Below are 26,228 nucleotides of genomic sequence, written 5' to 3'. Positions count from 1 at the left end.
CGTTATCCTGGAACGTCGGCTTCCCGACGAAACCCCCACCTCTTTAGGACTTCTGCATGGCGCACGCCCTCCGCTCTGACCTCCGCAACGTCGCAATCGTCGCGCACGTCGACCACGGCAAGACCACCCTCGTCGACGCCATGCTGCGTCAGACGGGCTCCTTCGGCGAACACGCGCACGTCGACGAACGTGCCATGGACTCCAACGATCTGGAGCGCGAGAAGGGCATCACGATCCTCGCGAAGAACACGGCGATCACCTACAAGGGTGAGCACGCCACGGACGGCGAGGTGACGATCAATGTCATCGACACCCCCGGCCACGCCGACTTCGGCGGCGAGGTCGAGCGCGGCCTGTCCATGGTCGACGGCGTCGTGCTGCTCGTCGACGCGAGCGAGGGCCCGCTGCCGCAGACCCGCTTCGTGCTCCGCAAGGCGCTCGAGGCCAAGCTGCCCGTGATCCTCCTGGTCAACAAGACCGACCGTCCCGATGCCCGCATCGCCGAGGTCGAGGAAGAGGCGCACGATCTGCTGCTGGGCCTCGCGTCCGACCTCGTCGACGATGTGCCCGACCTCGACGTCGATGCGCTGCTCGACGTGCCGATCGTGTACGCGTCCGGCCGCAATGGCGCCGCGTCGCTCAACCGTCCGGACAACGGCACCCTGCCCGACAACGATGACCTCGAGCCGCTCTTCGGTGCGATCCTCGAGCACATCCCGGCTCCGTCCTACGACGACGAGGCCCCGCTGCAGGCGTGGGTCACGAACCTCGACTCGAGCCCGTTCCTCGGTCGCCTCGCTCTGCTGCGCGTCTTCAACGGCACGCTCAAGAAGGGCCAGACGGTCGCCTGGGTCCGCGCCGACGGCACGCACCAGAATGCCCGCATCACCGAACTCCTGAAGACCCGCGCTCTCGAGCGCTACCCGGCGGAGTCCGCGGCCCCCGGCGACATCGTCGCCATCGCCGGCTTCGAGGACATCACCATCGGCGAGACCATCGCCGACCCCGAAGACGTCCGTCCGCTTCCGGCGATCACGGTCGACGACCCCGCCATCTCGATGACGATCGGCACGAACACCTCGCCGCTCATGGGCAAGGTCAAGGGCCACAAGCTGACCGCGCGCATGGTGAAGGACCGCCTCGACAAGGAGCTCGTCGGCAACGTGTCGCTCAAGGTCGTCGACATCGGGCGTCCCGACGCCTGGGAGGTGCAGGGTCGAGGCGAGCTCGCCCTGGCGATCCTCGTCGAGAACATGCGCCGCGAGGGCTTCGAGCTGACCGTCGGCAAGCCGCAGGTCGTCACGAAGCAGATCGACGGCAAGACGAACGAGCCGTTCGAGCACCTCACGATCGACGCGCCCGAGGAGTACCTCGGTGCGATCACGCAGCTGCTCGCGGGTCGCAAGGGCCGCATGGAGGGCATGTCGAACCACGGCACCGGCTGGGTGCGCATGGAGTTCGTCGTCCCCTCGCGCGGCCTCATCGGCTTCCGCACGGAGTTCCTGACGACCACCCGCGGCACCGGCATCGCCAACGCGATCTCGCACGGCTACGAGCCGTGGGCCGGTCACATCACGACCCGTCAGAACGGCTCGATCGTCGCCGACCGCATGGGCGTCGTCACCCCGTTCGCCATGATCGCCCTGCAGGAGCGCATGTCGTTCTTCGTGCAGCCCACGCAGGAGGTCTACGAGGGCATGGTCATCGGCGAGAACTCGCGCGCCGACGACATGGACGTGAACATCACCAAGGAGAAGAAGCTCACCAACATGCGTGCAGCGAGCTCCGACACGTTCGAGTCGATGACCCCGCCGCGTCAGCTGACGCTGGAGGAGAGCCTCGAGTTCGCCCGTGACGACGAGTGCGTCGAGGTGACGCCCGAGGTCGTGCGCATCCGCAAGGTGAACCTCGATCAGAACACCCGTGCACGCGAGACCGCGCGTCTCAAGCGTCAGGATGCGAACGCCTGACGCTCGCTTCCCGCGTGCTCTGCAGAGGGCCCCACACCGCCGAATCGGCGCGTGCGGGGCCCTCTTCTCATGAAAATCCCAGGTGAGGGATTGTTTTCGTTCAGGTTGGCAAGGCAGACTCGAGCACTTGCGCCTGGGACGAGCTCCCGATGAGTCTCCTGCAAGGGCGTACGACGACCCGAAAGTCGAACCCTATGCTTCATGAATCCCGTGCGCTTCGGCGCGCCTCCGCAGCGGCATCCGCCCGCGTCACCACCCGCCGCCCGATGATGATCCTCGGAACGGCTGCCGCCACTCTCCTCGGCATCACCCTCACCGCCGGCATGGTCTCGGTGCCGGCAGCCGGCTCGGAGATGCCCGATCCGACCGCCGTGGTCGCGCAGCTGGTCACCGGTGCGGAGCCCGTGGCGAAGGTCGCGGACGATGCGGCGATCCCGCTGGTCGAGGCGAAGGATGCCGTGCTGACCGCCGAGGCGCTGGCGTACGACGTCGCCGCCTCCGGTCTCGACGTGAGCGCAGCGCCCGCCGTCGACGTGTCGGAGCTCCAGAGCGACATCGACGCGCTGGACGATCGCGATGCCCTGTCCTCTCTCGTGGTGACCGTGCTCGCCGGCCAGGTCGAGGCCGAGACGAAGTCACTGGTGTCCGACACGGCGACGCTGCAGGAGGCGTTCACCGCGGCGCAGGAGAAGAAGGCCGCGGACGACGCCGCCGCCGCTGCCGCCGCGCAGGCGGAGGCTGCCGCCGCCGCGCTCGCCTCCGCGAACACCGTCGACGGCGCGAAGGCCACGGCACAGCAGCTGATGTCCAGCCGCTACGGCTGGGGAGGGGATCAGTTCTCCTGCCTCGACTCGCTGTGGAACAAGGAGTCCGGCTGGAACTACCAGGCGTACAACCCCAGCGGCGCCACCGGCATCCCGCAGGCGCTCCCCGGCAGCAAGATGGCGTCGGAGGGCAGCGACTGGCAGACGAACGCGGCGACCCAGATCGCGTGGGGCCTCGGCTACATCTCGTCGGTCTACGGCACACCCTGCAGCGCGTGGGGTCACTCCCAGGCGATGAACTGGTACTGACCGTCAGCGCGCCCCGAGCATTCAGCGCAGTTCGGAGATGAGGACGGCGCTGGTGCCCGGCGCCGTGGCCTCGAAGATGTGCGGGGCATCCCCGGCGTACGTCAGGTAGTCGCCGGGGTTCAGCGTGATCGGCTCCGCGACGGGGCCGATCCGCGCTCGCCCGGCGATCAGCACGACGTGTTCGATGGTTCCCGGGTGGTGCGGGTCGGACATGCGGGGGTCGCCGGGCTCAGCCTGGATCAAGTAGACGTCGCGGCGCGCACCCGGGGGGCTGGCCGAGAGCAGCGTCGCGCTGTACGCCGCCGCCGACGACGGCACGCCGGCCAGGTCGTCCGCGCGGATGAGGGTGGGCGCGTTCGCCTGCTGGTCCACCAGCACCGCGAACGGCACGCCGAGTGCGACCCCCAGCGCCCACAGCGTCTCGACGCTCGGGTTGCCCGCGCCGCCTTCCAATTGGGAGACGGTCGCCTTCGACACCCCTGCCCGTCGGGCGAGTTCGGACACGGAGATGCCTGCGGCCTCGCGCTCGCGGCGCAGAGTACGGGAGATGCGCGTTCGGAGATCCTCCATGCGTTCATCATGTCAAACGATCGTTCGCTTGACTATGCAGCGCGCGATGTTCAGAATGATAGTCATGTGTTCACCGAATCGAACGATGTCGGATCGGCGGGACGGATGACCGCCGAGCGCGAGGTCTGGCGCGAAGCCCTCGGCGTCGTGCTGGCGACGAGCGCCTACGGCATCTCCTTCGGCGCGCTGGCTGTCGCATCCGGTCTCGACGTCTGGCAGACCTGCGTGCTGAGCCTGCTGATGTTCACCGGCGGATCCCAGTTCGCCTTCGTCGGCGTCTTCACCGCCGGGGGCCTCGCGGCGCTCCCGTCGGCCGTGGCCTCGGCAGCCCTCCTCGGCGTGCGCAACGTGGCGTACGGCATGCGCATGTCGCCGATCGTCGGCGGCGGACCGGTGCGCCGTGCCGCTGCCGCTCACTTCACGATCGACGAGTCGACGGCCGTGGCGATCTCGCAGACCGTTCCGCGACTCCGTCAGGTGGGCTTCTGGGTGACGGGCATCGGCATCTTCGTCGGGTGGAACATCACGACCCTGGTCGGCGCCCTCGTCGGCGACGTGCTCGGCGACCCGAAGACCTGGGGACTGGATGCCGCAGCCGCGGCCGCCTTCCTCGCGCTCCTCTGGCCGCGGCTCAAGCAGCGGCAGGCGATCGCGGTCGGCATCGCCGCCGCCGTCGTGGCAGCAGCCCTCACGCCGTTCCTGATGCCGGGCCTGCCGGTGCTGATCGCCGCCCTCGTCGCCATCGTCGTCGGCTGGTTCAACTGGCTCGGTCGCCCGTCCGGTGGCCCCGCGCCGCAGGCGGGCACGACGGATGCCGGAACGGAGGGGATGTCATGAGTCTGTGGAGCGCCGTTCTGCTGGCCGCGCTGATCTGTCTCGCGCTCAAGGCCATCGGCTACCTGGTGCCGCCGAAGGTGCTCGAAGCGCCCCGACCTGCCCGAATCTCCGACCTGCTCACGGTCGCGCTCCTCGCCGCCCTCGTCGCGGTGCAGACGCTGGGCGACGGGCAGGCGATCACGGTGGACGCCCGCGTGCCGGCACTGCTCGTCGCGGGTGGGCTGCTGTGGCTGCGGCAGTCGTTCCTCGTGGTCGTGGTCGCGGCGGCGCTGGTGGCGGCGCTCCTGCGGCTCTTCGGGCTCGCCGCGTGACGATGGCGCTCCACGCCGGATCCACAGCCCTCGCCGGTAAGATCGACGGGTGCGCGTGAGCTGGGTGTCGAGAGTCCTGTCCTGGGTCGCTGCCGCCCTGGTGGGCGGCGTCTACGGCATCGCCGGCACGATCGGGCACAGCCTCATGTGGGGACCGATACCGGTCGGGATCATCGTCGGCGCGATCGCCTGTGCGGCGATCCTCATCGCGGTCCGCGCGCTCACGCACGACAGAGGCGCCGCCGTCGCGGCCGGCCTCGGCATGATCGGGATGCTGGTGCTCATCTCGGGCGTCGGCCCTGGCGGGTCCGTCGTCGTGGCGGACTCTCTCGCCGGACGGATCTGGACCTATCTGGTCGCCGGTCTGGTGCTCCTGGTCGTCGCGTGGCCGTCGTTCTCACGGCTTCCGGTGCGCACCGAGGCCCAGGCTGCGGAGGAAGCGGTCAGCCGCGAGTCGTAGACTGGGGGAGTGACGTATGTGATCGCCCTCCCGTGCGTCGATGTCAAGGATCGCGCCTGCATCGACGAGTGCCCCGTTGACTGCATCTACGAGGGTGAACGCTCGTTGTACATCCATCCGGACGAGTGCGTCGACTGCGGCGCCTGCGAGCCCGTGTGCCCCGTCGAAGCGATCTACTACGAGGACGACCTGCCCGACGAGTGGCAGGACTACTACAAGGCCAACGTCGAGTTCTTCGAGGAGATCGGCTCTCCCGGCGGCGCCGCGAAGGTCGGCGTCTACCCGTTCGACCACCCGGTCATCGCCGCTCTCCCTCCTCAGGGCGAGTAGTCCGTGAGCGTCCGCGACCTCGCCGACTACCCGTGGGACGCCGTCGAGCCGTTCCGTGACCGCGCGGCGAAGCATCCGCAGGGTCTCGTCGATCTGTCCGTCGGCTCTCCGGTCGATCCGACTCCGGAGATCATCCGTCGTGCTCTGGCGGAGGCGACCGACGCGCACGGGTATCCGCAGACCCTCGGCACCCCCTCGCTGCGCGAGGCCATCGTCGCCTGGTACGCGCGTCGTCGTGGCGTCGCGGATCTGACCGTCGCCAACGTGCTCCCCACGATCGGCTCCAAGGAGCTGGTCGCGCTGCTGCCGACGCTGCTCGGCCTCGGTGCCGGTGACATCGTCGTGCATCCCCGCGTCGCCTATCCGACGTACGAGGTCGGAGCTCGCGTCGTCGGGGCCGTACCCGTCGCCGCGGACGACCCTGCGGACTGGCCCGAGGGCGCGAAGCTCATCTGGATCAACACGCCAGGGAACCCGGACGGCCGCACCTGGACCGTCGACGAGTTGGCCGTGGCCGTGGAGCGCGCGCGGGAGCTCGGGGCCGTGCTCGCGAGCGACGAATGCTACGCCGAGCTGGGATGGGACGGCCCGTGGGCCACGGAGCCGATCCCGTCGATCCTCGACCCCCGAGTGACCGGCGGCAGGCGATCCAACCTGCTCAGCGTGTACTCGCTGAGCAAGCAGTCCAACCTCGCCGGCTACCGCGCCGCCTTCGTCGCCGGCTGCGCGCACATCGTCGGCGAGCTGCTCGCCGCGCGCAAGCATCTCGGTCTGATGCCGCCGGCGCCGGTGCAGCACGCCATGGCTGTGGCGCTCGGCGACGACGAGCACGTCGCGGTGCAGAAGGAGCTCTACCGTGAGCGGCGCGACGCCCTGCGTCCGGCTCTGGAGGCCGCAGGCTTCCGCATCGACGGCTCCGAGGCCGGCCTGTATCTCTGGGCTACCGAAGGCCGCGACGCCTGGGAGTCGATGGAGCGCCTCGCCGATCTCGGCATCCTCGCGGGCCCCGGGCCGTTCTACGGATCGGATTCCGGGCAGCACGTGCGGCTGGCGCTGACAGCCACGACCGCGCACATCGCCGAGGCGGCGCGACGGCTTCGTGAAGATCGATTGTAGATTCTCTCCTCAGACCTGTCGTCTGTTTGGCGGATGTCACAGTAGGCCTGCGTGACTACTAGGCTGTAAAGGCGATTCGGTCGTGACCCGACCTGGTGCTTCGGTGCCGTGACATCGCCAGTTCCGGCTTGATCAAGATCTTGTCCACACCGACGCGACGCGCGACGGGCGGACACCAGGAGGAGGTCCGCGTGAGCGCAGCGGCAGACCAGACGGCGAAGCTGACGATCGGCGACACGACCGCCGAGTTCCCGCTGGTGCGCGGCACGGCAGGCAACGACAGCATCGATTTCTCGACGCTGACCCGGCAGACCGGTTACACCGGTCTCGACTACGGTTTCGTCAACACCGCCTCGACCAAGTCCGACATCACGTTCATCGACGGCGACAAGGGAATCCTGCGCTACCGCGGCTATCCCATCGAGCAGCTGGCGGGCAACACGAGCTACCTCGAGGTCGCCTGGCTGCTCATCTACGGCGAGCTGCCGTCGGCCTCCGAACTCGCCGAGTTCGACGAGAAGATCCGTCGCCACACGCTGCTGCACGAAGACCTCAAGCGCTTCTTCTCCGCGCTGCCGCACACCGCGCACCCGATGTCGGTCCTGTCGTCGGCGGTGGCCGCCTTGTCGACCTACTACGAGGGTCAGACCGATCCGCACAACCCCGAGCATGTCGAGCTGAACATGATCCGCATGCTCGCGAAGCTGCCGGTGATCGCGGCGTATGCGCACAAGAAGAGCGTCGGCCAGGCCTTCCTCTACCCCGACAACTCGCTGAGCTTCGTGGACAACTTCCTGAAGCTGAACTTCGGAGTCCACAGCGAGGAGTACGAGGTCAACCCGGTCATGTCGAAGGCGCTCGAGCTGCTGCTCATCCTGCACGAGGACCACGAGCAGAACGCGTCCACGTCGACCGTCCGACTGGTGGGGTCCACGGGTGCGAACCAGTTCGCGTCGATCTCCGCCGGCATCCAGGCGCTCTCCGGCCCGCTGCACGGCGGCGCGAACGAGGCCGTGCTCAGCATGCTCGGCCAGATCCGCGACTCCGGACAGAGCGTCGCGCGCTTCGTCGAACGGGTGAAGAACAAGGAAGAGGGCGTGAAGCTGATGGGCTTCGGCCACCGGGTCTACAAGAACTACGACCCGCGCGCCAAGCTCGTCAAGGACGCGGCCGATGAGGTGCTCTCCTCGCTCGGAGTGACCGACCCGCTGCTCGACCTGGCCAAGGAGCTCGAGGAGCTTGCCCTCGCCGACGACTACTTCCGCGAGCGTCGTCTCTACCCCAACGTCGACTTCTACACCGGCGTCATCTACAAGGCGATGGGCTTCCCGACTCGCATGTTCACGGTGCTCTTCGCGATCGGCCGCCTCCCGGGCTGGCTCGCGCAGTTCCGCGAGCTGCAGCTCGACCCGCAGACGAAGATCGGTCGCCCGCAGCAGCTGTACACGGGTTCGCCGGAGCGCACGTTCCAGACCCGCTGACACTCGGCATCCGATGCCCGTCGTCAGCGCTGAGACCGTCGTCCCGGTCGATCCCGCGACGGCGTTCGCGGTCTCGCAGACGACGGGGGCGGTCCGTCGCCGCTGGGACCCGTTCATCAGCGAGCAGCATTTCCTCGATGAGGCGGATGCCGCCGCCAAGGGCGTGCGCACGTTCACGCGGCAGCGCTTCGGCTTCGCGATGGTGAGCAGCTACGTCTCCTACGCGCCGCCGACGAACGTCGGCATGGTCATGGAGAGCGGACCGTGGTTCTTCGAGAAGCTCGGCGGCGGCTGGCGCTTCACGGCCGTGCCCGAAGGCACCAGAGCGGTGTGGAAGTACAACTTCACGTGCCGGCCCGCCTGGCTCGCCCCGATCGCGGAGTGGATCGGTGCGCGGATTCTCGGGTTCGAGATCCGGCGCCGGCTGGCCGGGTTCGCCCGCGGCTGCAGCGATCCCGTCGTCCTGGACGCGGTGCGGGCCACACGCCAGGACTGATGCGTCCGGGTACGCGAAACGGCCGCCGGCACGAATGCGCGGCAACCGTTCACGGTGTCGTGGAGGGCGACCTCGGGCCGCCCTCCACGGAAGCTCAGCGGCCCTGGTAGCCGCGTCCGCCCTGACCCTGACGCGCGGCACCGCCCTGGCGGGACTGGCCGCCCTGGCCCTGACCGCCCTGTCCGGAGCGCGGACGACGACGGCGTGCGGGGGGAGTGGATGCTCCGGCACGCTCTCCGCCGGCCGGACGCTGCTTGGCCTGACGCTGCGGCTGCTGTGCCTGGACGGGTGCCGGGCGCACGTGCGGAGCACGCTCGGGAACGAGCCCGGTGATGGCATCCTGCGTGGCGTTCTCGAGCGGTGCGTCGATCGCAGCCTTGCGCAGGAGGTCCTTGACGTCGCGGCGCTGCTCGGGGAGCACGACCGTGACGACGGTGCCGGCGGCGCCGGCGCGAGCCGTGCGACCCGAGCGGTGCAGATACGCCTTGTGCTCGACGGGCGGGTCGACGTGGACGACCAGGTCGACATTGTCGACGTGCACGCCACGGGCGGCGACGTCGGTGGCCACCAGCACGCGCACGCCGCCGTCGGCGGGAGCGGTCGAGAAGGCGCTGAGGTTGCGCTCACGGGCGTTCTGCGACAGGTTGCCGTGCAGATCGACGGCCGGGATGCCGGCTGCGGTCAGCTGCTTGGCGAGCTTCTTGGCCTGGTGCTTGGTGCGCGTGAAGAGGATGCGACGACCGGTGCCCGACGCGAGGTCGCGCACGAGCGCGGTCTTGTTGTCGGTCGAGTCGACGACCAGCACGCGGTGGGTCATCTCGCCCACGGGCACGCTCTCTTCGTCCACCTCGTGGCTCACGGCGTTCGAGAGGAAGCGGCGGGCGAGCGTGTCGATGCCGCGGTCGAGCGTCGCGCTGAACAGCAGACGCTGGCCTCCGGCGGGCGTGGCCGTCAGGATGCGGGTGACGCCCGGGAGGAATCCGAGGTCGGCCATGTGGTCGGCCTCGTCGAGGACGGTGACCTCGACGGCGTCGAGGTGCACGACACGCTGCTTCATGAGGTCTTCGAGGCGACCCGGGCAGGCGACGACGATGTCGACGCCGCTGCGCATGGCCTGCTCCTGCGGACGCTGGCTGACGCCGCCGAACACGGTGGTGACGCGCAGGCCCTTGGCCTCGGCGAGCGGAGCGATGGTCGCCGCGATCTGGGTGGCCAGCTCACGGGTCGGGGCCAGCACGAGGGCGCGGGGGTGGCCGGGGCGGCTCGAACGCGCGGATGCGGCGATGCGCGCGACGAGCGGGAGTGCGAAGGCGATGGTCTTGCCACTGCCGGTGCGGCCGCGGCCGAGAAGGTCGCGTCCGGCGAGGGAATCGGGAAGCGTGTCGCGCTGAATCGCGAACGCCTCGGTCTTGCCGTCCTTTGCGAGGACGGCGGCGAGGTCGGCGGGCACGCCGAGATCGAGGAAGGAAGTCATAGGGGTATATCTCCGAGATTGCACGCACGAACCATCAGGGCCGGGTGCGGAAGGTGGGCGACGGCGCGGGATCGCGCATCGTTTCGCCGTTCGAAATGGCCAGAACCAGGCAAGTGGCGCGGGAGCGTGTCGACGACGCAGACGTTTCGCAGAGCGAGGGGCGTCACGTCGACAGTATCACGCACAAGCTGTGAGCCGGCCCGCCACGCGGGCCGTGCCCTCGCGGTCGTGTGGGGAGGTCAGGCGTGCAGGGCCTCGTTGAGCGTGACGCCGGTGCCCGCACGACGGACGGCCTCGACCGCGCCGCTCAGCGAGTTGCGGCGGAACAGCAGCCCGTCCTGACCGGAGAGCTCGGCGCCCTTCACCGTCTTCCGGCCGCCGTCGGGGGTGGCCGGTCCGTCGACGAGCACGATCTTGGTCCCGGCGGTCACGTACAGTCCTGCCTCGACCACGCAGTCGTCGCCGAGCGAGATGCCGATGCCGGCGTTCGCGCCCAGCAGGGTGCGGGAGCCGATCGAGACGCGGTGCGAACCGCCGCCCGAGAGGGTGCCCATGATCGACGAACCGCCGCCGATGTCGCTGCCGTCGCCGACGACGACTCCCTGGGAGATGCGCCCCTCGACCATCGAGGCACCGAGCGTGCCGGCGTTGAAGTTGACGAAGCCCTCGTGCATGACGGTGGTGCCGGGGGAGAGGTGCGCTCCGAGGCGCACGCGCGAGGCGTCGGCGATCCGCACGCCGGCCGGCTGGACGTAGTCGGTCAGACGCGGGAACTTGTCGAGCCCCTGCACCTGGATGCCGGCGCGCTGCAGCAGCGGACGCAGGCGGGCCGCGTCTTCGGGGTGCACGGGACCCGCGTTGGTCCACGCGACGTTCGGCAGGTGGCCGAAGATGCCGTCGAGGTTCAGCTCGTTCGGTCGCACGACGAGGTGCGAGAGCGCGTGCAGGCGCAGGTAGGCGTCGGCGGTGGACGCCGGAGGCTCGTCGAGGTCGATCTGCAGCTGCACGACCTCGACCGTGACGTTGCGTCGCTCGTCGGGGCCGGTGAGCGACTCCCACGTGGCGACCGCGGCGGCGGCGTCACCGGCGGACGGCGATCCGCTGCCGACCTCGGGGTACCAGGCGTCGAGGACCGTGCCGTCCCCGGCGATCGTGGTCAGTCCGATGCCCCACACGCTGCGCGATTCACTCATGCTTCCACGCTATCGCGCTCGTCGATCGGCGATGTCACGCATGACGGTGTAAGTAGGCTGGTGGCATGGTGCTCGATCTGAACGCGTCGTCCGTGGAACTCACCCGCGCTCTCTGCGACATGCCGAGCGTCTCGGGAGACGAGAAGCCTCTCGCTGACGAGATCGAGGCGGCCCTCGCCCCGCTCGCGCATCTCGAGGTGATCCGGCACGGCAACACGATCGTCGCGCGCACGAACCTCGGGCGTTCGCAGCGCGTCGCGATCGCCGGCCATATCGACACCGTGCCCATCAACGCGAACGTCCCCACGCGGGACATCGAGATCGACGGCGTCCCCTACCTCTGGGGACGCGGGACCGTCGACATGAAGGCGGGCGCCGCGGTGCAGCTCAAGCTCGCCGCAGAACTCACCGATCCCGTGATCGACATCACGTGGATGTGGTACGACAACGAGGAGGTCGAGGCGTCGAAGAACGGCCTCGGACTGCTCGCGGCCGTGCGTCCCGATCTGTTCCAGGCGGACTTCGCCATCCTCGGCGAACCTTCCAACGGCGAGGTCGAGGGCGGATGCAATGGCACGCTGCGCGCGATCGTGCGCACGACCGGCGTCCGCGCGCACGCCGCACGCGCCTGGATCGGGGAGAACGCGATCCACCGTGCGGGTCCCATCCTCACCCGCCTCGGCGAGTACCGCGCCAAAGAAGTCCCCGTCGACGGTCTCGTGTACCGCGAGAGCCTGAGCGCCGTGCGGATCACGGGCGGCGTCGCCGGCAACGTCATCCCCGACGCGTGCGAGGTCGAGGTGAACTACCGTTTCGCCCCCAGCAAGTCGGCCGCGGACGCCGAAGCGCATGTGCGCGGTGTGCTCGCCGGGTTCGACGTCGAGATCACGGATGCCGCCGAGGGTGCACGTCCGGGCCTGGATGCCCCGATCGCGCAGCAGTTCGTCGCGGCGGTCGGCGCGGAGCCGCGACCGAAGTACGGCTGGACCGATGTCGCGCGCTTCTCCGCCCTCGGCATCCCCGCGGTGAACTACGGCCCCGGCGACCCCCATCTCGCCCACCACGACGAGGAGCGCGTGCCGCTCGCGCAGATCGATGCCGTGGAGCGGGGCCTGCGCGCATGGCTCACCTCGCACTGAGCGCAGCCCGTCGCTGGGCGCAGGCGCCTCTCGCGCTGCGCATCGCCATCATCTACCTCGTCGCCCGGCTGATCACCACAGGGTTCTTCATCGCGGCGGCATCCCTCTCGACGTCGCTCTCTCGCTTCGGAGCGGATGCCGGTCTCACCGACTTCGTCGTGGGATGGGACGCGCAGTGGTACTGGCTCGTCGCGGAGAACGGGTACCCGGCGGACCTGCCGCTGACGGAATCCGGTGATGTCGCGGAGAACGCGTGGGCGTTCATGCCGGTGTTCGCATACGCGGCGAAGGCGCTCGGCTTCGTGTTCGGGTCGTGGGGTGCCGGCGCCTTCGTGCTGTCGCTCGTCGCCGGGTACCTCGCCTGCCTGGCGCTGCACCGGCTGCTCCGCGATCGCATCGGCGGCTCTGCCGCGACCTGGGCGGTGGTGTTCTTCGCCGCGGGCCCGCTCGCCGCGATGTTCCAGGTCGGCTACGCGGAGACGCTTTTCCTGCTGCTGCTGTTCCTTGCCCTGGATGCGATGACGCGCCGGCGCTACGTCTGGCTGTATCTGCTCATTCCGGTGATGGCATTCACCCGCCCGGGGATCCTCGCGTTCGCGCTGTACATCGGACTGCACGGCATCGTGCGGTGGTTCCGTCGTCGAGACGACCCGCTCGCCGGCCGCGAGATCGCGCACATCGTCGCTCTCGGGGCGCTGGCGGTCGCGACGGGTTTCGCGTGGCAGCTGATCGCCGGGTTCGTCACGGGCGACCCCGGGGCGTATCTCGCCACGGAACTCGCGTGGCGTCGTCACTGGATCGTCGGCGGTGTCGAGGGATTCATCCCCTTCGAGGGATGGGTGCAGGCCTCGCAGTTCTGGTTCGGGCAGTGGGGGCTCCCGACGTGGGGCGGCCCGGTGGCGGTGGCACTGCTGGTCGTCGCGGCGGGCGCCGCGCTGCTGCACTCCCCGCAGGTGCGCGCGGTGGGGAGCGATCTGCGGCTGTGGAGCGCCAGCTACCTGCTCTACCTGCTCGCCGTCTTCTTCCCGCAGTCGAGCACCTTCCGGCTGCTGTTGCCGCTGAGTCCGATGTGGGGAGCGGTCGCCGTGCCTCGCTCGCGATGGTGGCGCCTCGGCGTGCTGGCCCTCTGCCTCGTCGGGCAATGGCTCTGGATCTTCCCCATGTACGCCCTCGGGAACACGTTCTGGCAGGTGCCCTGAGAGGTAAAGCTCGATGCTTTTCTTCACAGGTGACGTCCAGGTGCCGATGACACCGATAAACTCATTCCATACCACCGAGGAAAAGGAGCCACGATGGCAGCGATGAAGCCGAGGACCGGAGACGGACCCATGGAGGCCGTGAAAGAAGGGCGACTCATCATCGTGCGCGTTCCGCTCGAAGGCGGCGGCCGTCTGGTCGTCTCTGTGAACGACGCCGAGGCCAAGGAACTTCACGACGTGCTTGCCGCCGTCGTGGCACCGGCCTGATCGACCCGGATCCGCTCTGCGGATCTGCGAGGGCGATGGATCTTCGGATCCGTCGCCCTCTTCTCTGCGTCAGCGCGTGTCGGAGAGACTGACCAGCTGCAGCAGGCCTTCACCCGCAGGCGACACCGTCGCGAGCACGGCCGACGACTCCTGGGTCTCCTGCACGAGAGACCGGTACGCCGAGGTGATCTCGTCGCGCTGCACCGGGTCCGCCACGCGGCCGCCGCCGAGCACACGCGGAACGAGCACGATGCCGCCCGTGCGGGCGAGCCGCAGTCCGTGCGCGACGTAGGCGATGACGTTCTCGGGGTCGGCGTCGACCAGCACGATGTCGTAGGAAGCCTCGTTCATGCGGGGGAGCACGTCGGACGCGCGACCGGTGATGAAGCGGGCTTTCGTCGAGGGGATCTTCGCGTCGGAGAACGCCTGACGCGCAGCTGCGAGGTGCTCCGGCTCGTTGTCGATCGAGGTGAGCACCGCCTGCGGTGCCCCGCGCAGCAGCCACAGACCCGACACGCCGGCACCGGTGCCGATCTCGACGATCGAGCGGGCGGCGGTCGCGGCGGCGAGCACGGCGATCTGCGAGCCGACGACGGCGCTGATGGGAGCGGCGCCCAGTTCGATCGCGTGTGCCCGCGCACGGGCGATGGCATCCGGCTCGACGATGGACTCGCGGAGGAAACGCGCGTTCGCTTCGTGCTCGCTCATGGCCTGCCTTTCCGTGCGTGCGCTGTGATTCCTTCCAGCGTATTCGCTCGCTGTGCGCAGGGAGCGCAGGCGCGGCGGTAGCCTGGGGACATGACGTTCGGGCTCACCTTCGAGAAGCTGCTGCTGATCGGCCTCATCGCTGTTCTCATCATCGGTCCCGAACGTCTTCCCAAGGCCGCTGAGAGCTTCGCCCGGATGGTCCGCAAGGTCGGCGAGTACGTCCGCGACACCAAGTCCCGCGTGCGCGACGAGATGGGTCCGGATCTCGACGACGTCGACTGGCGCAAGCTCGACCCGCGGCAGTACGACCCCCGCCGCATCATCCGCGACGCGCTGATGGAGGAGCCGCAGCCCGCCGCAGCGATGAAGGCGAAGTCGACCATCATGGAGCCGGTGGCTCCGCGCGCTCCGCAGCAGTTCAGCGCCGAGAACCGGCCTCCGTACGACCCCGAGTCCACCTGACGCGCCTGTTCGCCTAGACGATCTTCGACCGCAGCGTCGTGACGTCGTCGTCGCTCAGCAGGGCACGCGGGATCGCGGTCGCGACCGACGTGTCGCGCACCTTCAGCAGCACGGCGTCGGTGCCCACCCTGATTCCCTGGAACGTGTCGTACGCGATCACCGAGCGGCGGTCTCCGCTGCCGACCCGCAGCACGTCCTCCTCGAGCGACACCCACACGAGCGTCTGCGGAGGCATGGCTCTGCGCAGCGCGTGGCGGGTGCTGGAGACCGACATCACGATCGCACCGATCGCGAGTGCGACGATCAGCGGGGGCATCCAGGCGGCGAATCCGCCGTCCTCGGTGCCGGAGGCGATCAGTCCGGACAGGTTGACGATGCTCACGACGAGGGCCGCCGCCAACAGAACCCACATGATGATGGCGGACGGGCGCGTGAGCGAGTAGATCGCCGCGTCTCGGGCCATCCTCCGCAGCAGGCGCTCGTCGATCGTCAGGGAACGAGGGGGCATCGTGCCATTCTCCCACGGGGCCCTCGTGCGTCGACGGCTCAGCCGATCGACATCGGGAGGGAGCGGCCGGAGAGTCCGCGCCCTTTCCGGGCGAGGACGCGGGCGAGCTCGCGGATCGTCGTCGCGGAGGCATCCGTGGAGTCGGTCGTGACGATCGGGATGCCGACGTCGCCGCCTTCGCGCAGCGCCGGGCTCAGCGGGATCGAGGCCAGGAGCGGCACCTCGTCGCCGCCTTCCGACAGGGCCGCCGCGACGGCCTCGCCACCACCGGAGCCGAACAGGTCGACCACGGTGCCGTCGGGAAGCGTGTAGGCCGCCATGTTCTCGACGACGCCGATCACGCGCTGTCCGGTCTGCCGGGCGACCAGTCCGCTGCGGATGGCGACCTCGGATGCCGCGGTCTGCGGCGTCGTCACGACGAGAACCTCCGCGTGCGGCAGCAGCTGGCCGATCGAGATCGCGATGTCACCCGTTCCGGGCGGCATGTCGATGAGGAGGATGTCGAGGTCGCCGAAGAAGACGTCGGTCAGGAACTGCGAGACCGTGCGGTGGAGCATCGGCCCTCGCCAGGCGACCACGGCCTCGCCGTCGCGGAGGAACATGCCGATCGAGATGGTCTTCACACCGTGCGCGACCGGCGGCAGCATGAGGTCGTCGATGCGTGTGGGCTGGGTCCCCGCGGGGATGCCGAGCAGACCGGGAATCGAGAAACCGTGCACGTCGGCATCGACGAGCCCGACCGCCAGTCCCTGTTCGGCGAGGGCGACGGCGAGGTTCGCGGTGACCGTCGACTTGCCGACGCCGCCCTTGCCACTGGAGACGAGGATCACGCGGGTGAGCGAGTCGGGGCCGAAGGGCATCTGCCGCGCCGGACGCCCGTCGCGGAGCTTCTCCGTGAGCGCCTTGCGCTCGGCCGGCGTCATCACTCCGACCGAGACATCGACCGACCCGATTCCCGGAACGGATGCCGCGGCCAGTCGCACGTCCGACTCGATCTTCGCTGCCGCGGGGCACCCCACGATCGTGAGCACGATGCCGACGCGGGCCCGGTCACCGTCGACCTCGATCTCGCGCACCATGTCGAGGTCGCCGATCGGACGACGCAGCTCCGGATCCGTGACCGCGGCGACGGCGGCACGGACGCTGTCGGCGGGCGTCATGACGAGCGGCTGTCGGCGGACTTCTCGTCGGCGGCCTTGTCGTCGGCCTCGCCGAGTTCCGCGAGCAGCGCCTTCAGCTCGTTCCGCAGCACGTCGCGCGTCACCAGCTGCGAGTTGCGCTCCTCGAGCGCCATCCGCAGCGCCACGATCTCCCGGGCGAGGTACTCGGTGTCGGCGAGGTTCCGCTCGGCGCGCTGGCGATCCTGCTCGATCTGCACCCGGTCGCGGTCGTCCTGGCGGTTCTGCGCGAGCAGGATCAGGGGCGCGGCGTACGAGGCCTGCAGCGAGAGCATGAGCGTCAGGGCGGTGAATCCGAGGGCGGCGTCGTCGAAGCGCAGCGGATCAGGGCTCAGCGTGTTCCAGAGGATCCACGCCACGCAGAACAGCGTCAGCATCAGCAGGAATGCCGGAGTGCCCATCGCGCGGGCCACCCACTCGGTGAAGCGGCCGAAGCGATCGCGCGAGGTCGGCCGGGCGCGCGTGGTGCCGCGGCCGAGGGGCGCATCGAGACGTGCGGAGCGTGCCATCTCAGCGCACCTCCTTGGCGGGCGTCGTCGTCTCGTCGCTGTCATGCGAGCGCCAGTCGTCCGGCAGCAGGTAGTCGAGCACATCGTCGATGCTGACCGCGCCGACGAGGCGACGTGCGGCATCGACGACGGGCAGCGAGACGAGGTCGTAGCTCGCCAGGAGACGCGCGACCTCGGCGGCGGACGCGTTCGCGGGCACGGGCTCGAGACTGTCGTCCATGATCCCGCCGAGACGTTCGTGCGGCGGGTACCGCAGCATCCGCTGGAAGTGCACCATGCCGAGCAGGCGACCGGTCGGAGTCTCGAACGGCGGAAGCGTGACGAACACGGCAGACGCGAGGGCCGGATGCAGCTCGTGCCGACGGATCAGCGCGAGCGCCTCGGCCACCGTGGCATCCGCCGAGAGGATGATGGGTTCCGGAGTCATCAGACCACCGGCGGTGTCCGGGCCGTAGCGCAGCAGCATCCGCACGTCTTCGGCTTCTTCCGGCTCCATCAGCTCGAGCAGCTGCTCGAGCCGCTTGGGAGGCAGCTGGGCCAGGAGGTCGGCGGCGTCGTCGGGTTCCATCTGGTCGAGGATGTCCGCGGCGCGTTCGTCGCCCAGCCAATCGAGGATGTGCACCTGATCGTCTTCGGGCATCTCTTCGAGCGCATCGGCGAGCCGGTCGTCGGAGAGCTCTTCGGCGACCTCGATCATGCGCTTCTGCGGCAGATCCAGGAGGGTGTTGGCGAGGTCGGCGGCGTGCAGCTCGGCATACGATGCGACCAGCTGCTCGGCGGACTGCGACTCGCCGGGCGCGATCTTCTCTGCGACCTCGCTCCACGCGGCGAAGGTCGTCGGGCCCTTGGCGAACGGCGAGGCGCTGGTCTTCGGGCGGCGGAGGAACAGCTGACTCACGGCCCATTCGCCGAGGCGGTTCGGCTCGATCGCGACGTCTTCGATCACGGCTGTGCCGCTGCCGTCGACGAGGTTCACACGACGGCCGAGAAGCTCGGCGAGCACACGCACCTCACCGGCGCGGGGTGAGAACCGCCGCACGTTGATGAGGCCCGTGGTGATGACCTGGCCGGCACGGATCGACGTGACCCGCCCGATCGACAGGAAGACCTGTCGGCGGCCGGGGATCTCGACCACGAGGCCGATGACGCGAGGAGCGGAGGTACTTCGGTACACGATGACGACGTCGCGGACTTTGCCGAGCCGGTCGCCCTGGGGGTCGAAGACGGCGCACCCGGCCAGGCGCGCGGCGAAAACCCTTTGTGTGCTCACCTCCCCAGCGTAGTGCGCAGGTCCTGAGCACGCCGTGCGGGTTGCGCACCACGTCCCGCCGGGGCAGAGCGTGGAAGAATAGCCGGATGAGCATGCTGAACCGCCCTGTGAGCGGCACCGAGACCGGCGAGATGGTCGCGTCGACGCGCGACTACGAGAGCGCGCAGAAGACGGTGTCGAAGCTCATCGCGGGGGAGGTGCCCGCGCGTGACATCGCGATCGTCGGGCAGAGCGTGCGCACGGTCGAGCGGGTGACCGGAAAGCTCGGCTACGCCGCCGCCGCACGCTCCGGCGCGATCAACGGCGTGCTGCTCGGACTGTTCCTCTCCGCGATCCTCGTGCTGGGCAACCCCGAGGTCCCGATCCAGTTGTTCGTCGGCTTCGTCTTCATCGGCGTGGCCCTGGGGATGCTGCTGAGCCTGGTGACCTACGCGATCGTGCGGAGGCGCCGTGACTTCGCGAGCGTCACCCAGTTCGCCGCGGACCACTACGAGGTGACGGTGATGCCGACGTCGCTCTCGAAGGCCCGGCAGGTGCTCGGCTCGGCTCACGTCGCCCCGGTGCGTCCTCCGGTGAACCTCGACGAGCCGCCGCGGTACGGCGAGCGGGTCCCCGCCGGGACGCCCGCGCCGGCGCCTGCGCCCGCACCGGCGTCCGACCCCGCGCCCGCTCCTGAGCCGGTCGCCGAACCTGCTCCCGGCCCCGTGGTCCCGCCGCGGCCCGCGGATCCCGTCGCCCAGCCGGGGGAGGCATCGCCGGAGCAGCCGACCCCCGGCCCGGTCGACGAACCCGGTGTGGCGACCCAGGCCGAGGGACCGCAGGACGACGCTCGATGAGTGCCCAGGAGCCGACGACTCCCGGCGGGTTCGCACCGCCGCCGCCTCCCGCTCCGCCGGTCGCACCGGCGCCGGTGCCTCCTGCAACCGCGGCGCCTGCTCCCGCGTACGGGACTCCTCCCGCGTACCCTGCCCCGTCGTACCCTGCCCCGTCGTACCCCGCACCGTCGTATTCCGCGAACGGAGCGCCGGCGGGATACCCCGTGCCCGGCTACCCCGCTCCGCCGGCGGCCGTGCCGCCACGGGGCCTGCTGCCGTGGGTCCTCGGGTTCCTGATCCTCGTTCCGTTCCCGTTCGTCGGCGGCCTCGCCTCCGGGATCGCGATGGCCGTGAGCGGAGGCGCGTCGCGACGCGCCGGTGGTCCCGCTCGGGAGAACGCGCGAAGCGCGTTGAACTGGGGTCTCACCTACCTGATGGTGTCGACCCTGCTCCTCATCCTGCACTTCGTGCTGCTCGTCGTGCTCACCGCGCAGGCGCCGACGACGAGCTTCTACCCGCTCGGCATCCCGATCACCGTGTACTTCGCCGTGTCGATCATGCACCTGGTCGTGGTGATCATGGGCACCGTGCGCGCGTCGTCGGGCAAGGTCATGCGCGTGCCGTTCGCGATCCCGTTCCTCCGCGCCTGATGGTCGACATCGCCGTCCAGCTGCCGACGGGACCCGCGATCGTCTCAGCGGACTGGTCTGCCGGAGGCAACGGCACGACGGTGATCGTGGCGCATGGCGCGGGCACCGGCAAGGATCACGCGTTCCTCACCGGATTCACCGGCGCGCTCGATGAGCTCGGGTTCTCGACGCTGCGCTTCAACTTCCCGTATGTCGAGCAGGGACGGCGGATGCCGGGGCCGGCGGCGCACGCGATCGCGACCTGGAACGCGGTGGTGACCTTCGCCCGCACGACGGACCCCGGCGCGACCATCTGGGCGACGGGCAAATCCTACGGCGGACGGATGGCGTCGATGGCCGTGGCGGAGGGACTCGTCGTCGACGGGCTCGCCTATCTCGGGTACCCGCTCCATGCCCCCGGCAAGCCGGAGAAGCCCCGGATCGAGCACCTGCCCGCGATCGATGTGCCCCAGCTCTTCGTGGAGGGGACGAACGACCCGTTCATCCAGCCGATCTCCCAGTTCGAGGATGCCGTCGCGACGTGTCAGAACGCCGAGGTGGTCTGGATCGACGGCGGCGGACACACGTTCGAGGTCAAGGGGCGCAAGCGGCCGGCATCCGACATCGGCGCGTCGCTCGCGCCCGTCGTCGCGGAGTTCGTCCGCCGCTGAGTGCGAGGATGGCCGAGTGAGCTTCGAACGCGTCGCCCTGATCTCGGACATCCACGGCAACCTGACGGCCCTCGAAGCCGTGCTCGCCGACATCTCGGCGCGCGGCATCCAGCGGATCATCAATCTCGGAGACACCGCGGGCAAGGGCCCGCGCGGTGAGGATGCCGTCGCCCGCTGCCGGGAGGTGTGCGAGGTGAACGTCCGGGGGAACTGGGACGATTTCCTCCCCGGCATCCCCGACGACGGTCCGCCGGAGATGATCTGGTGGCGCGACGAGCTCACCTCCGCCAGCAGAGCGTGGCTGTCGGAGACTCCTCTCAGCGTGGACATCGAGATGAGCGGACGTCGCATCCGGCTGTTCCATGCGTCGGCCGAGAGTCCGCATGTGCGGGTGCACTTCCACCACACCCCCGAGGAGTTCGCGGCGATGTTCGAGAACACCGACATGACCGGCGACGGTCCGGTGCCGGACGTGGTGGGGTATGCCGACATCCACGATGCCTACATCGAATCCGTCGACGGACGCACCCTGTTCAACGTCGGCAGCGTCGGCAATCCGCTGGATGAACCCACGCCGTCGTATGTGATCCTGGAGGGCGGCTCGTCGGCGTCCGACCCGTTCAGCGTGCAGTTCGTGCGCGTTCCCTACGACATCGAAGCCGAGATCGCCGTCGCAGAGGAGCTCGGCATGCCGATGCGCGACGTCTGGGCTGTCGAGTTGCGCACCGCGGTCTTCCGCGGGAGGCAGTCGTGAAGGGCATCCACCATGTCGAGATCTGGATCGCCGACCTCGACGCCGTCGCGGGTTCCTGGGACTGGCTCTTCACCTCGCTCGGCATGGAATCCACGGGGTCATGGTCGGACGGGCGGACCTGGGATGCCGGCGGCGCGTACGTCACACTGACCCTGTCGCCGAATCTGTCGGCTGCCGAGCACGATCGCCGTCGCCCCGGAATGAACCACCTCGCGCTCTGGGGCGGGCCTCGTGCAGAGGTCGACGCCGTGATGTCCGCAGCCCCGACGCACGGGTGGCGACCGCTCTACCAGGATCGCTATCCGCACGCCGGCGGGCCTGACCACTACGCCGGGTGGCTGGAGAACGCCGAAGGGTTCAAGATCGAGCTCGTCGCGGAGTGACTCGCCTTCGACCTGCCGCTCGGCTCAGCCCGTGAGGGCCGCGAGCTCCTCGTCGGCGAGGAGACGGTGCATCGTCGAGAGGCCGAGAGCAGCCATCGGAGGGTTCGACGTCTCGTAGTACCAGCCCAGTCCCATCGCCTGCTGGAACGCCCACGCGGCGCCGCGCCGCCACTCGAGATCGTCCGCGCCGACAGCCGCACGCAACGTCTGCCGCGCCGGAGCGTCGAGAAGGTGCCACGCGGCGACGAGGTCGAGAGCGGGGTCGGCCGGGCCGAAGCTCCCGCTGTCGAGAACACCCGTGAGCCGTGACTCGCCGTCGCACTCCGTGACGAGCAGGTTGAACGGTGTCAGGTCGCGGTCGCTCATGACATCCGCCCCGGCCCGGGGGAGAGCACGCAGCCTCGTCCACAGCGCAGTCGCCGTCGGCACATCGAGCAGGCGCCCACTGCGTGCGAAGCACTCGGTCATCCACTCGTCGTGATCGGCGAGGTCTCCGCCGCGACCTCGGCCGTCGAAGATGCGCCCGCGCACCGGAACCTCCCGCAGCGAGTCGACGAGGGTCGCGAGATCTCGTGCGAGCGACTCCGATCCCGCGTGCCGGTCGTGATGCGCTGTCTCGCCGTCGAGCCACGTGTGCAGCGACCACGCGGAGGGGAACTCCTCCGAAGCCGATCCGACACCGATCGGTCGTGGAGCGGGGAACGGACACGCCGCAGCCATCTCGGCCATCGCGGCGGCCTCGGCGGTCAACTCCGCCGCGGTCGCACCGAGCAGGGCAAAACGCGCGACGAGCTCATCGCCCACCCGGATGATCGTGTTCACGGTCCCGGTGCTGCGCACCCGGTTCCGCGGCAGCTCACGGAGCTCGGGGAACTCCCGGGCGATCAGTCGTGCGGCGACCCCGTCGTCGAGCGGGAGCTCGCCCTCGTGCATCGGCCGGATCAGCTCTGCAGCCGGGCGATCCAGGCCTCGACCTCGTCCGCCGTGCGCGGGATGTCCGCCGACAGATTCACCGGGCCGTCCTCGGTCATCAGGATGTCGTCCTCGATGCGCACGCCGATGCCGCGGAACTCCGCCGGCACGGTGAGGTCGTCGATCTGGAAGTACAGACCCGGCTCGATCGTGAAGACCATGCCCGGCGCCAGGATGCCGTCGTAGTACATCTCCCGCCGTGCCTGCGCGCAGTCATGCACGTCGATGCCGAGGTGGTGCGAGGTGCCGTGCACCATGTAACGGCGGTGCTGCCCGCCGGCATCCGCGTCGAGAGCCTCCTCGGCGGTGACCGGGAGCAGGCCCCACTCGGCCGTGCGGGCGGCGATCACGGTCATCGCGGCGGCATGCACGTCGCGGAACCGGACGCCGACGCGAGCCGCGGCGAACGCCGCATCCGCCGCCTCGCGCACCGTCTCGTACACGCGGCGCTGCACCTCGGTGAAAGTGCCCGACACCGGGAGCGTGCGGGTGATGTCGGCGGTGTAGAGGCTGTCGGCCTCGACGCCCGCGTCGACCAGGATCAGGTCGCCGGGCACGACGGTGCCGTCGTTGCGGGTCCAGTGCAGGTAGCAGGCGTGCGGGCCGGAGGCCGCGATCGTGTCGTAGCCCTCTCCGTTGCCGTCCTCGCGCGCACGACGGTGGAAGACGCCTTCGACGACGCGCTCGCCGCGGGCATGCTCGACGGCCTGGGGCAGCTGGCGGATGATGTCGTCGAAACCCTTCGCGGTGATCTCGACCGCGTGACGCATCTCGGCGATCTCGAACTCGTCCTTGATCAGGCGCAGCTCGGAGACGACGCGGGTGAGGTCGTCGTCGTCGTCGAGCACCAGCTCGCCGTCGACCGGCATGTACTCGTGCAGATGCTCGGTCGTGATCGCGAGATCGGCGGCGACACCGGCGAGAGAGGGACGCGGGCCGATCCAGAACTCGCCGACGGTGGCGTCGGCGTAGAACTCGGTCGTGGTGCGGTCCGCACGCTCGCGGAAGTACAGGGTGACGTCGTGTCCGGCATCCGTCGGTTCGAAGACGAGCACCGAGTCGGGTTCGGCATCCGACGCCCAGCCCGTGAGGTGCGCGAACGCGGAGTGCGCGCGGAACACGTAGTCGGTGTCGTTGCTGCGCTGCTTCAGCGATCCTGCCGGGATGACGAGCCGCTTGCCGGGGAAGGCGGCGGAGACGGCCGCGCGACGCGTCGCAGCGAACGACGCCTGCGCACGCGGCGACGGAAGGGTCTCGGGGCGCTCGGCCCAGCCTGTGGAGATGGTGTCGAGGAAGCCCTGCGGGAAGGGCTGCTTGCGGTTGGTGCTGCTGTTCTCGACGGTCTCGGTCGTGACCTCGGCGGGGATCTCTACGGCGGCTTCTGCGATCGTGTCGCGCTCTCCGGTGCTCATCCCTCCAGTCTGTCATCTGAGGGACGGATGCGGGAGCTCAGCCGGCCGGCTCCAGCTGCACGACGAGGGCGCGGTGGTCGCTTCCCCCGGCGTCATCCAGCACGACCGAGCCCGACGGATTCCAGTTCTGTGAGGCCATCACGTGGTCGATCGGCGCTCCGGCGAGCGGAGGCAGCGAGCTCGGCCAGGTGCCGGAGAGCCCGTTGCCGGTGCGCGTCGCCACGTCCCTGCAATAGCCGATGTCTCCGCCTTCCAGGCCGAGCGGCGCCATGTGGTCGACGGTCGCGTTGAAGTCACCGGCGAGGATGAAGTCGCCCTGCGGGCACTGGTCGGCGATCCACTGCAGGTCGCTGCGCCACTGCTCCATCTCCTCCATGCGCGGTGCCACGGCGTGCACGGCGACGATGGTGGGGCCCGACCCGTCGATGGGCATCAGTACAGCGCTCGGCACCGAGCCGGTGTTGCTGCTGCCGTCCTTCGACGACTCGATCACCGAGTACTCGCCGAGATCGGGGGCGACGAGCACGGTGGTCTGCCATGACTGCGGCCCGTCGACCACGTCCGGACGGAACTGCACGTGGTGCACCCACATCGGGTGCCCCTGCTCGCGGAGCATGAGGGCGATCTGCTCGCCGACCGCCTCGGTCGTCTCGGGCAGGGCGACGATGTCGGCGCCCTGCTGCAGGATCTGCTGAGCGATCTGGTCGGCGGACACGGCCTCACCCGCCGTGTTCCAGGTGAGGACGCGGACGCTCTCCTCGGTCTTCTCGGGAAGGGCGGAGGCACCGAAACCGCGCGTCGCCCCCACGATGCCGACCGCGCCGGCTCCGAGCAGGGAGACGATGAGGATGGATGCGGCGAATCCTCGCAGCGGACGGGCGAGCAGCAGCAGGAGCGCGACCACGGCGACGGCAAGGAAGCCCGCCAGCACCAGGCCTCGGACCGACACGAGCTGAGCGAAGGGATACGTCTGCTCGAGGTGGAAGAACTGGGGCCACACCACGATGGCCGCCGCGATCGCGAGCAGCACGGTGAGCAGAATCCCCAGTAGTCGAAGCATCCCGACAAGCCTAGAAGTGTCGGCTGTGAAGTCCCTGCCGCCTCGCGCTCGGTACGCTCAGAGGATGGCCATTCCGTCCCCCGGGTTCGCCGGTCCCGCCGACCTGCACCTGCACTCCAACCATTCCGATGGTACGGAGAGTCCTGCCGAGGTGGTCCGTCAGGCGCACGCGCACGGCGTGCGGACCCTTGCGCTCACGGATCACGACCGCTCCACGGGATGGGCGGAGGCCGGTGATCAGGCCGTGGAGCTCGGCATGACGTTCCTCCCCGGGATGGAGCTCTCGGCGAAGCACGAGTGGCGCAGCGTGCACGTGCTCGGCTACCTCTTCGATCCGCTCGACGCCGCGCTGGTCGCCGAGACCGACCGGATCCGCGGGGACCGCATCGGCCGCGCCGAGCGCATCGTCCGCAACATCGGCCGCGACTACGACCTGCACTGGGACGACGTGGTGGCTCAGACCACCCTCGACGCCACGGTCGGACGCCCGCACATCGCCGACGCGCTCATCGCCCGTGGCATCGTGCGAGACCGCACCGAGGCCTTCGACGGCATCCTGCATCCGCGAGAGGGCTACTACGAGCCGCACTACGCGCCGAACCCTCTCACCGCCGTGCGGCTGATCACCGAAGCCGGGGGAGTGGCCGTCATCGCGCACCCCGTGACGGGTCGCGACATGATGATGCCCGTGTCGTACATCGAGCGGCTGATCGCCGCGGGGCTCGGCGGATTCGAGATCGACCATCGGGAGAACACCGAGGCCGGTAAGCGGAAGCTCCGCGAGATCGCCGCAGCGCACGACCTCATCGTCACCGGTTCGAGCGACTATCACGGCACGGGCAAGCCCAACCGTCCGGGCGAGAACACCACGTCCGACGAGATGGTCGCCCGGATCATAGACCGCGCGACCGGAACCGCCCCGCGCCGTCACTGATCCTCGGCATTCTGTCGGGAGACTCCCTGCGGCCTGTCGAGTGGCGG

At 69.5% G+C, this 26,228-nt stretch carries 30 protein-coding genes; 19 read left to right on the top strand and 11 right to left on the bottom strand.

From position 1 onward, the window contains the following. Positions 1-56: 56 nt before the first annotated feature. A complete protein-coding gene (gene typA, locus LC452_RS13170) occupies positions 57-1,970 on the top strand; it encodes a translational GTPase TypA (RefSeq protein WP_223626056.1) in 1,914 nt (637 codons plus the stop codon). Positions 1,971-2,164: 194 nt separating this feature from the next. Beyond that, entirely contained in the window at positions 2,165-3,043 is an 879-nt protein-coding gene (locus tag LC452_RS13165) for a phospholipase (protein WP_223626054.1), read from the top strand. 21 nt (positions 3,044-3,064) lie between these two features. On the opposite strand, the gene LC452_RS13160 is transcribed toward LC452_RS13165, so the two are convergent. Beyond that, positions 3,065-3,613: a helix-turn-helix domain-containing protein gene (locus tag LC452_RS13160; RefSeq protein ID WP_223626052.1), complete on the bottom strand. Its 549-nt coding sequence runs from the start codon at positions 3,611-3,613 to the stop codon at positions 3,065-3,067. A gap of 105 nt (positions 3,614-3,718) precedes the next feature. On the opposite strand from LC452_RS13160, the gene LC452_RS13155 reads away from it, so the two are divergent. The 7 genes from LC452_RS13155 to LC452_RS13125 all read left to right on the top strand — a co-directional run bounded on the left by LC452_RS13155 (position 3,719) and on the right by LC452_RS13125 (position 8,644). After that, entirely contained in the window at positions 3,719-4,450 is a 732-nt protein-coding gene (locus tag LC452_RS13155) for an AzlC family ABC transporter permease (protein WP_223627662.1), read from the top strand. After that, positions 4,447-4,761: an AzlD domain-containing protein gene (locus LC452_RS13150; RefSeq protein WP_223626051.1), complete on the top strand. Its 315-nt coding sequence runs from the start codon at positions 4,447-4,449 to the stop codon at positions 4,759-4,761. Before LC452_RS13155 ends, LC452_RS13150 begins: the two co-directional genes overlap by 4 nt. A 49-nt stretch (positions 4,762-4,810) precedes the next feature. Continuing rightward, on the top strand, positions 4,811-5,221 hold the full coding sequence (locus tag LC452_RS13145) for a histidinol dehydrogenase (protein ID WP_223626049.1): 411 nt from the start codon (positions 4,811-4,813) through the stop codon (positions 5,219-5,221). 9 nt (positions 5,222-5,230) lie between these two features. Then, complete coding sequence (fdxA, locus tag LC452_RS13140) at positions 5,231-5,551, top strand: ferredoxin (RefSeq protein WP_223626047.1); 321 nt, start codon at positions 5,231-5,233, stop codon at positions 5,549-5,551. 3 nt (positions 5,552-5,554) lie between these two features. Then, positions 5,555-6,667, top strand: a complete 1,113-nt coding sequence (gene dapC / locus LC452_RS13135) for a succinyldiaminopimelate transaminase (RefSeq protein ID WP_223626044.1) — start codon at positions 5,555-5,557, stop codon at positions 6,665-6,667. 191 nt (positions 6,668-6,858) lie between these two features. Further along, positions 6,859-8,148 carry a citrate synthase gene (locus LC452_RS13130; protein WP_223626043.1) on the top strand — a complete coding sequence of 430 codons (1,290 nt, stop codon included), beginning with the start codon at positions 6,859-6,861 and terminating at the stop codon, positions 8,146-8,148. Between the two features lie 13 nt (positions 8,149-8,161). Then, positions 8,162-8,644, top strand: a complete 483-nt coding sequence (locus LC452_RS13125) for an SRPBCC family protein (RefSeq protein WP_223626040.1) — start codon at positions 8,162-8,164, stop codon at positions 8,642-8,644. Positions 8,645-8,738: 94 nt separating this feature from the next. On the opposite strand, the gene LC452_RS13120 is transcribed toward LC452_RS13125, so the two are convergent. After that, positions 8,739-10,118, bottom strand: coding sequence for a DEAD/DEAH box helicase (locus tag LC452_RS13120; RefSeq protein WP_223626039.1), 1,380 nt, complete (start codon positions 10,116-10,118; stop codon positions 8,739-8,741). A gap of 239 nt (positions 10,119-10,357) precedes the next feature. Then, positions 10,358-11,311: a 2,3,4,5-tetrahydropyridine-2,6-dicarboxylate N-succinyltransferase gene (gene dapD / locus LC452_RS13115; RefSeq protein WP_223626037.1), complete on the bottom strand. Its 954-nt coding sequence runs from the start codon at positions 11,309-11,311 to the stop codon at positions 10,358-10,360. 65 nt (positions 11,312-11,376) lie between these two features. Here dapD and dapE point away from each other — a divergent pair, with 65 nt between their 5' ends. The 3 genes from dapE to LC452_RS13100 all read left to right on the top strand — a co-directional run bounded on the left by dapE (position 11,377) and on the right by LC452_RS13100 (position 13,916). Continuing rightward, positions 11,377-12,450 (top strand): succinyl-diaminopimelate desuccinylase, encoded by a 1,074-nt coding sequence (gene dapE, locus LC452_RS13110; RefSeq protein ID WP_223626036.1) that lies wholly within the window; start codon positions 11,377-11,379, stop codon positions 12,448-12,450. Beyond that, positions 12,432-13,649, top strand: a complete 1,218-nt coding sequence (locus tag LC452_RS13105; protein ID WP_223626034.1) for a hypothetical protein — start codon at positions 12,432-12,434, stop codon at positions 13,647-13,649. Before dapE ends, LC452_RS13105 begins: the two co-directional genes overlap by 19 nt. 93 nt (positions 13,650-13,742) lie before the next feature. Continuing rightward, positions 13,743-13,916 (top strand): DUF3117 domain-containing protein, encoded by a 174-nt coding sequence (locus tag LC452_RS13100; protein ID WP_017203323.1) that lies wholly within the window; start codon positions 13,743-13,745, stop codon positions 13,914-13,916. A gap of 69 nt (positions 13,917-13,985) precedes the next feature. On the opposite strand, the gene LC452_RS13095 is transcribed toward LC452_RS13100, so the two are convergent. Next, a complete protein-coding gene (locus LC452_RS13095) occupies positions 13,986-14,624 on the bottom strand; it encodes an O-methyltransferase (RefSeq protein WP_223626032.1) in 639 nt (212 codons plus the stop codon). 90 nt (positions 14,625-14,714) lie between these two features. Here LC452_RS13095 and LC452_RS13090 point away from each other — a divergent pair, with 90 nt between their 5' ends. Then, positions 14,715-15,086, top strand: a complete 372-nt coding sequence (locus tag LC452_RS13090; RefSeq protein WP_223626031.1) for a twin-arginine translocase TatA/TatE family subunit — start codon at positions 14,715-14,717, stop codon at positions 15,084-15,086. A gap of 13 nt (positions 15,087-15,099) precedes the next feature. On the opposite strand, the gene LC452_RS13085 is transcribed toward LC452_RS13090, so the two are convergent. From LC452_RS13085 to LC452_RS13070, 4 genes are read right to left on the bottom strand one after another with little or no spacing between them, the layout of a single operon-like run. Beyond that, positions 15,100-15,594 (bottom strand): YcxB family protein, encoded by a 495-nt coding sequence (locus LC452_RS13085; protein ID WP_223626029.1) that lies wholly within the window; start codon positions 15,592-15,594, stop codon positions 15,100-15,102. Between the two features lie 38 nt (positions 15,595-15,632). After that, the gene (locus LC452_RS13080) at positions 15,633-16,754 is read right to left on the bottom strand and encodes an Mrp/NBP35 family ATP-binding protein (protein WP_223626027.1); all 1,122 of its coding nucleotides are present in this window, start codon (positions 16,752-16,754) and stop codon (positions 15,633-15,635) included. Beyond that, complete coding sequence (locus tag LC452_RS13075; protein ID WP_223626026.1) at positions 16,751-17,281, bottom strand: DUF1003 domain-containing protein; 531 nt, start codon at positions 17,279-17,281, stop codon at positions 16,751-16,753. Before LC452_RS13075 ends, LC452_RS13080 begins: the two co-directional genes overlap by 4 nt. A 1-nt stretch (position 17,282) precedes the next feature. Continuing rightward, the gene (locus LC452_RS13070) at positions 17,283-18,551 is read right to left on the bottom strand and encodes a magnesium transporter MgtE N-terminal domain-containing protein (RefSeq protein WP_223626024.1); all 1,269 of its coding nucleotides are present in this window, start codon (positions 18,549-18,551) and stop codon (positions 17,283-17,285) included. Positions 18,552-18,637: 86 nt separating this feature from the next. Here LC452_RS13070 and LC452_RS13065 point away from each other — a divergent pair, with 86 nt between their 5' ends. From LC452_RS13065 to LC452_RS13045, 5 genes are read left to right on the top strand one after another with little or no spacing between them, the layout of a single operon-like run. Next, positions 18,638-19,387: a general stress protein gene (locus tag LC452_RS13065; RefSeq protein WP_223626022.1), complete on the top strand. Its 750-nt coding sequence runs from the start codon at positions 18,638-18,640 to the stop codon at positions 19,385-19,387. Beyond that, positions 19,384-20,016, top strand: coding sequence for a DUF4870 domain-containing protein (locus tag LC452_RS13060; protein WP_223626020.1), 633 nt, complete (start codon positions 19,384-19,386; stop codon positions 20,014-20,016). The genes LC452_RS13065 and LC452_RS13060 overlap by 4 nt, the downstream gene beginning before the upstream one ends. After that, positions 20,016-20,666 (top strand): alpha/beta family hydrolase, encoded by a 651-nt coding sequence (locus LC452_RS13055; protein ID WP_223626019.1) that lies wholly within the window; start codon positions 20,016-20,018, stop codon positions 20,664-20,666. The genes LC452_RS13060 and LC452_RS13055 overlap by 1 nt, the downstream gene beginning before the upstream one ends. 16 nt (positions 20,667-20,682) lie before the next feature. After that, positions 20,683-21,420: a metallophosphoesterase gene (locus LC452_RS13050; RefSeq protein WP_223626017.1), complete on the top strand. Its 738-nt coding sequence runs from the start codon at positions 20,683-20,685 to the stop codon at positions 21,418-21,420. Further along, on the top strand, positions 21,417-21,803 hold the full coding sequence (locus LC452_RS13045; protein WP_223626015.1) for a VOC family protein: 387 nt from the start codon (positions 21,417-21,419) through the stop codon (positions 21,801-21,803). Before LC452_RS13050 ends, LC452_RS13045 begins: the two co-directional genes overlap by 4 nt. A 24-nt stretch (positions 21,804-21,827) precedes the next feature. Here LC452_RS13045 and LC452_RS13040 read toward each other — a convergent pair whose 3' ends face one another. The 3 genes from LC452_RS13040 to LC452_RS13030 are packed head-to-tail and all read right to left on the bottom strand — an operon-like array spanning position 21,828 to position 25,247. Beyond that, positions 21,828-22,736 (bottom strand): phosphotransferase, encoded by a 909-nt coding sequence (locus tag LC452_RS13040; protein ID WP_223626013.1) that lies wholly within the window; start codon positions 22,734-22,736, stop codon positions 21,828-21,830. 8 nt (positions 22,737-22,744) lie between these two features. After that, complete coding sequence (locus LC452_RS13035; protein ID WP_223626011.1) at positions 22,745-24,187, bottom strand: aminopeptidase P family protein; 1,443 nt, start codon at positions 24,185-24,187, stop codon at positions 22,745-22,747. A 37-nt stretch (positions 24,188-24,224) separates the two neighbouring features. Beyond that, complete coding sequence (locus LC452_RS13030) at positions 24,225-25,247, bottom strand: endonuclease/exonuclease/phosphatase family protein (protein WP_223626009.1); 1,023 nt, start codon at positions 25,245-25,247, stop codon at positions 24,225-24,227. Positions 25,248-25,311: 64 nt separating this feature from the next. On the opposite strand from LC452_RS13030, the gene LC452_RS13025 reads away from it, so the two are divergent. Continuing rightward, positions 25,312-26,181, top strand: coding sequence for a PHP domain-containing protein (locus LC452_RS13025; RefSeq protein ID WP_223626008.1), 870 nt, complete (start codon positions 25,312-25,314; stop codon positions 26,179-26,181). The last annotated feature ends 47 nt before the right edge of the window (positions 26,182-26,228 follow it).

Source organism: Microbacterium sp. EST19A, from assembly GCF_019969685.1.
In the GTDB taxonomy this organism is placed as follows: Bacteria; Actinomycetota; Actinomycetes; order Actinomycetales; family Microbacteriaceae; genus Microbacterium.
The sequence above is the reverse complement of the archived record's forward strand: the minus strand, read 5'-3'. Positions and strand labels throughout refer to the sequence as shown.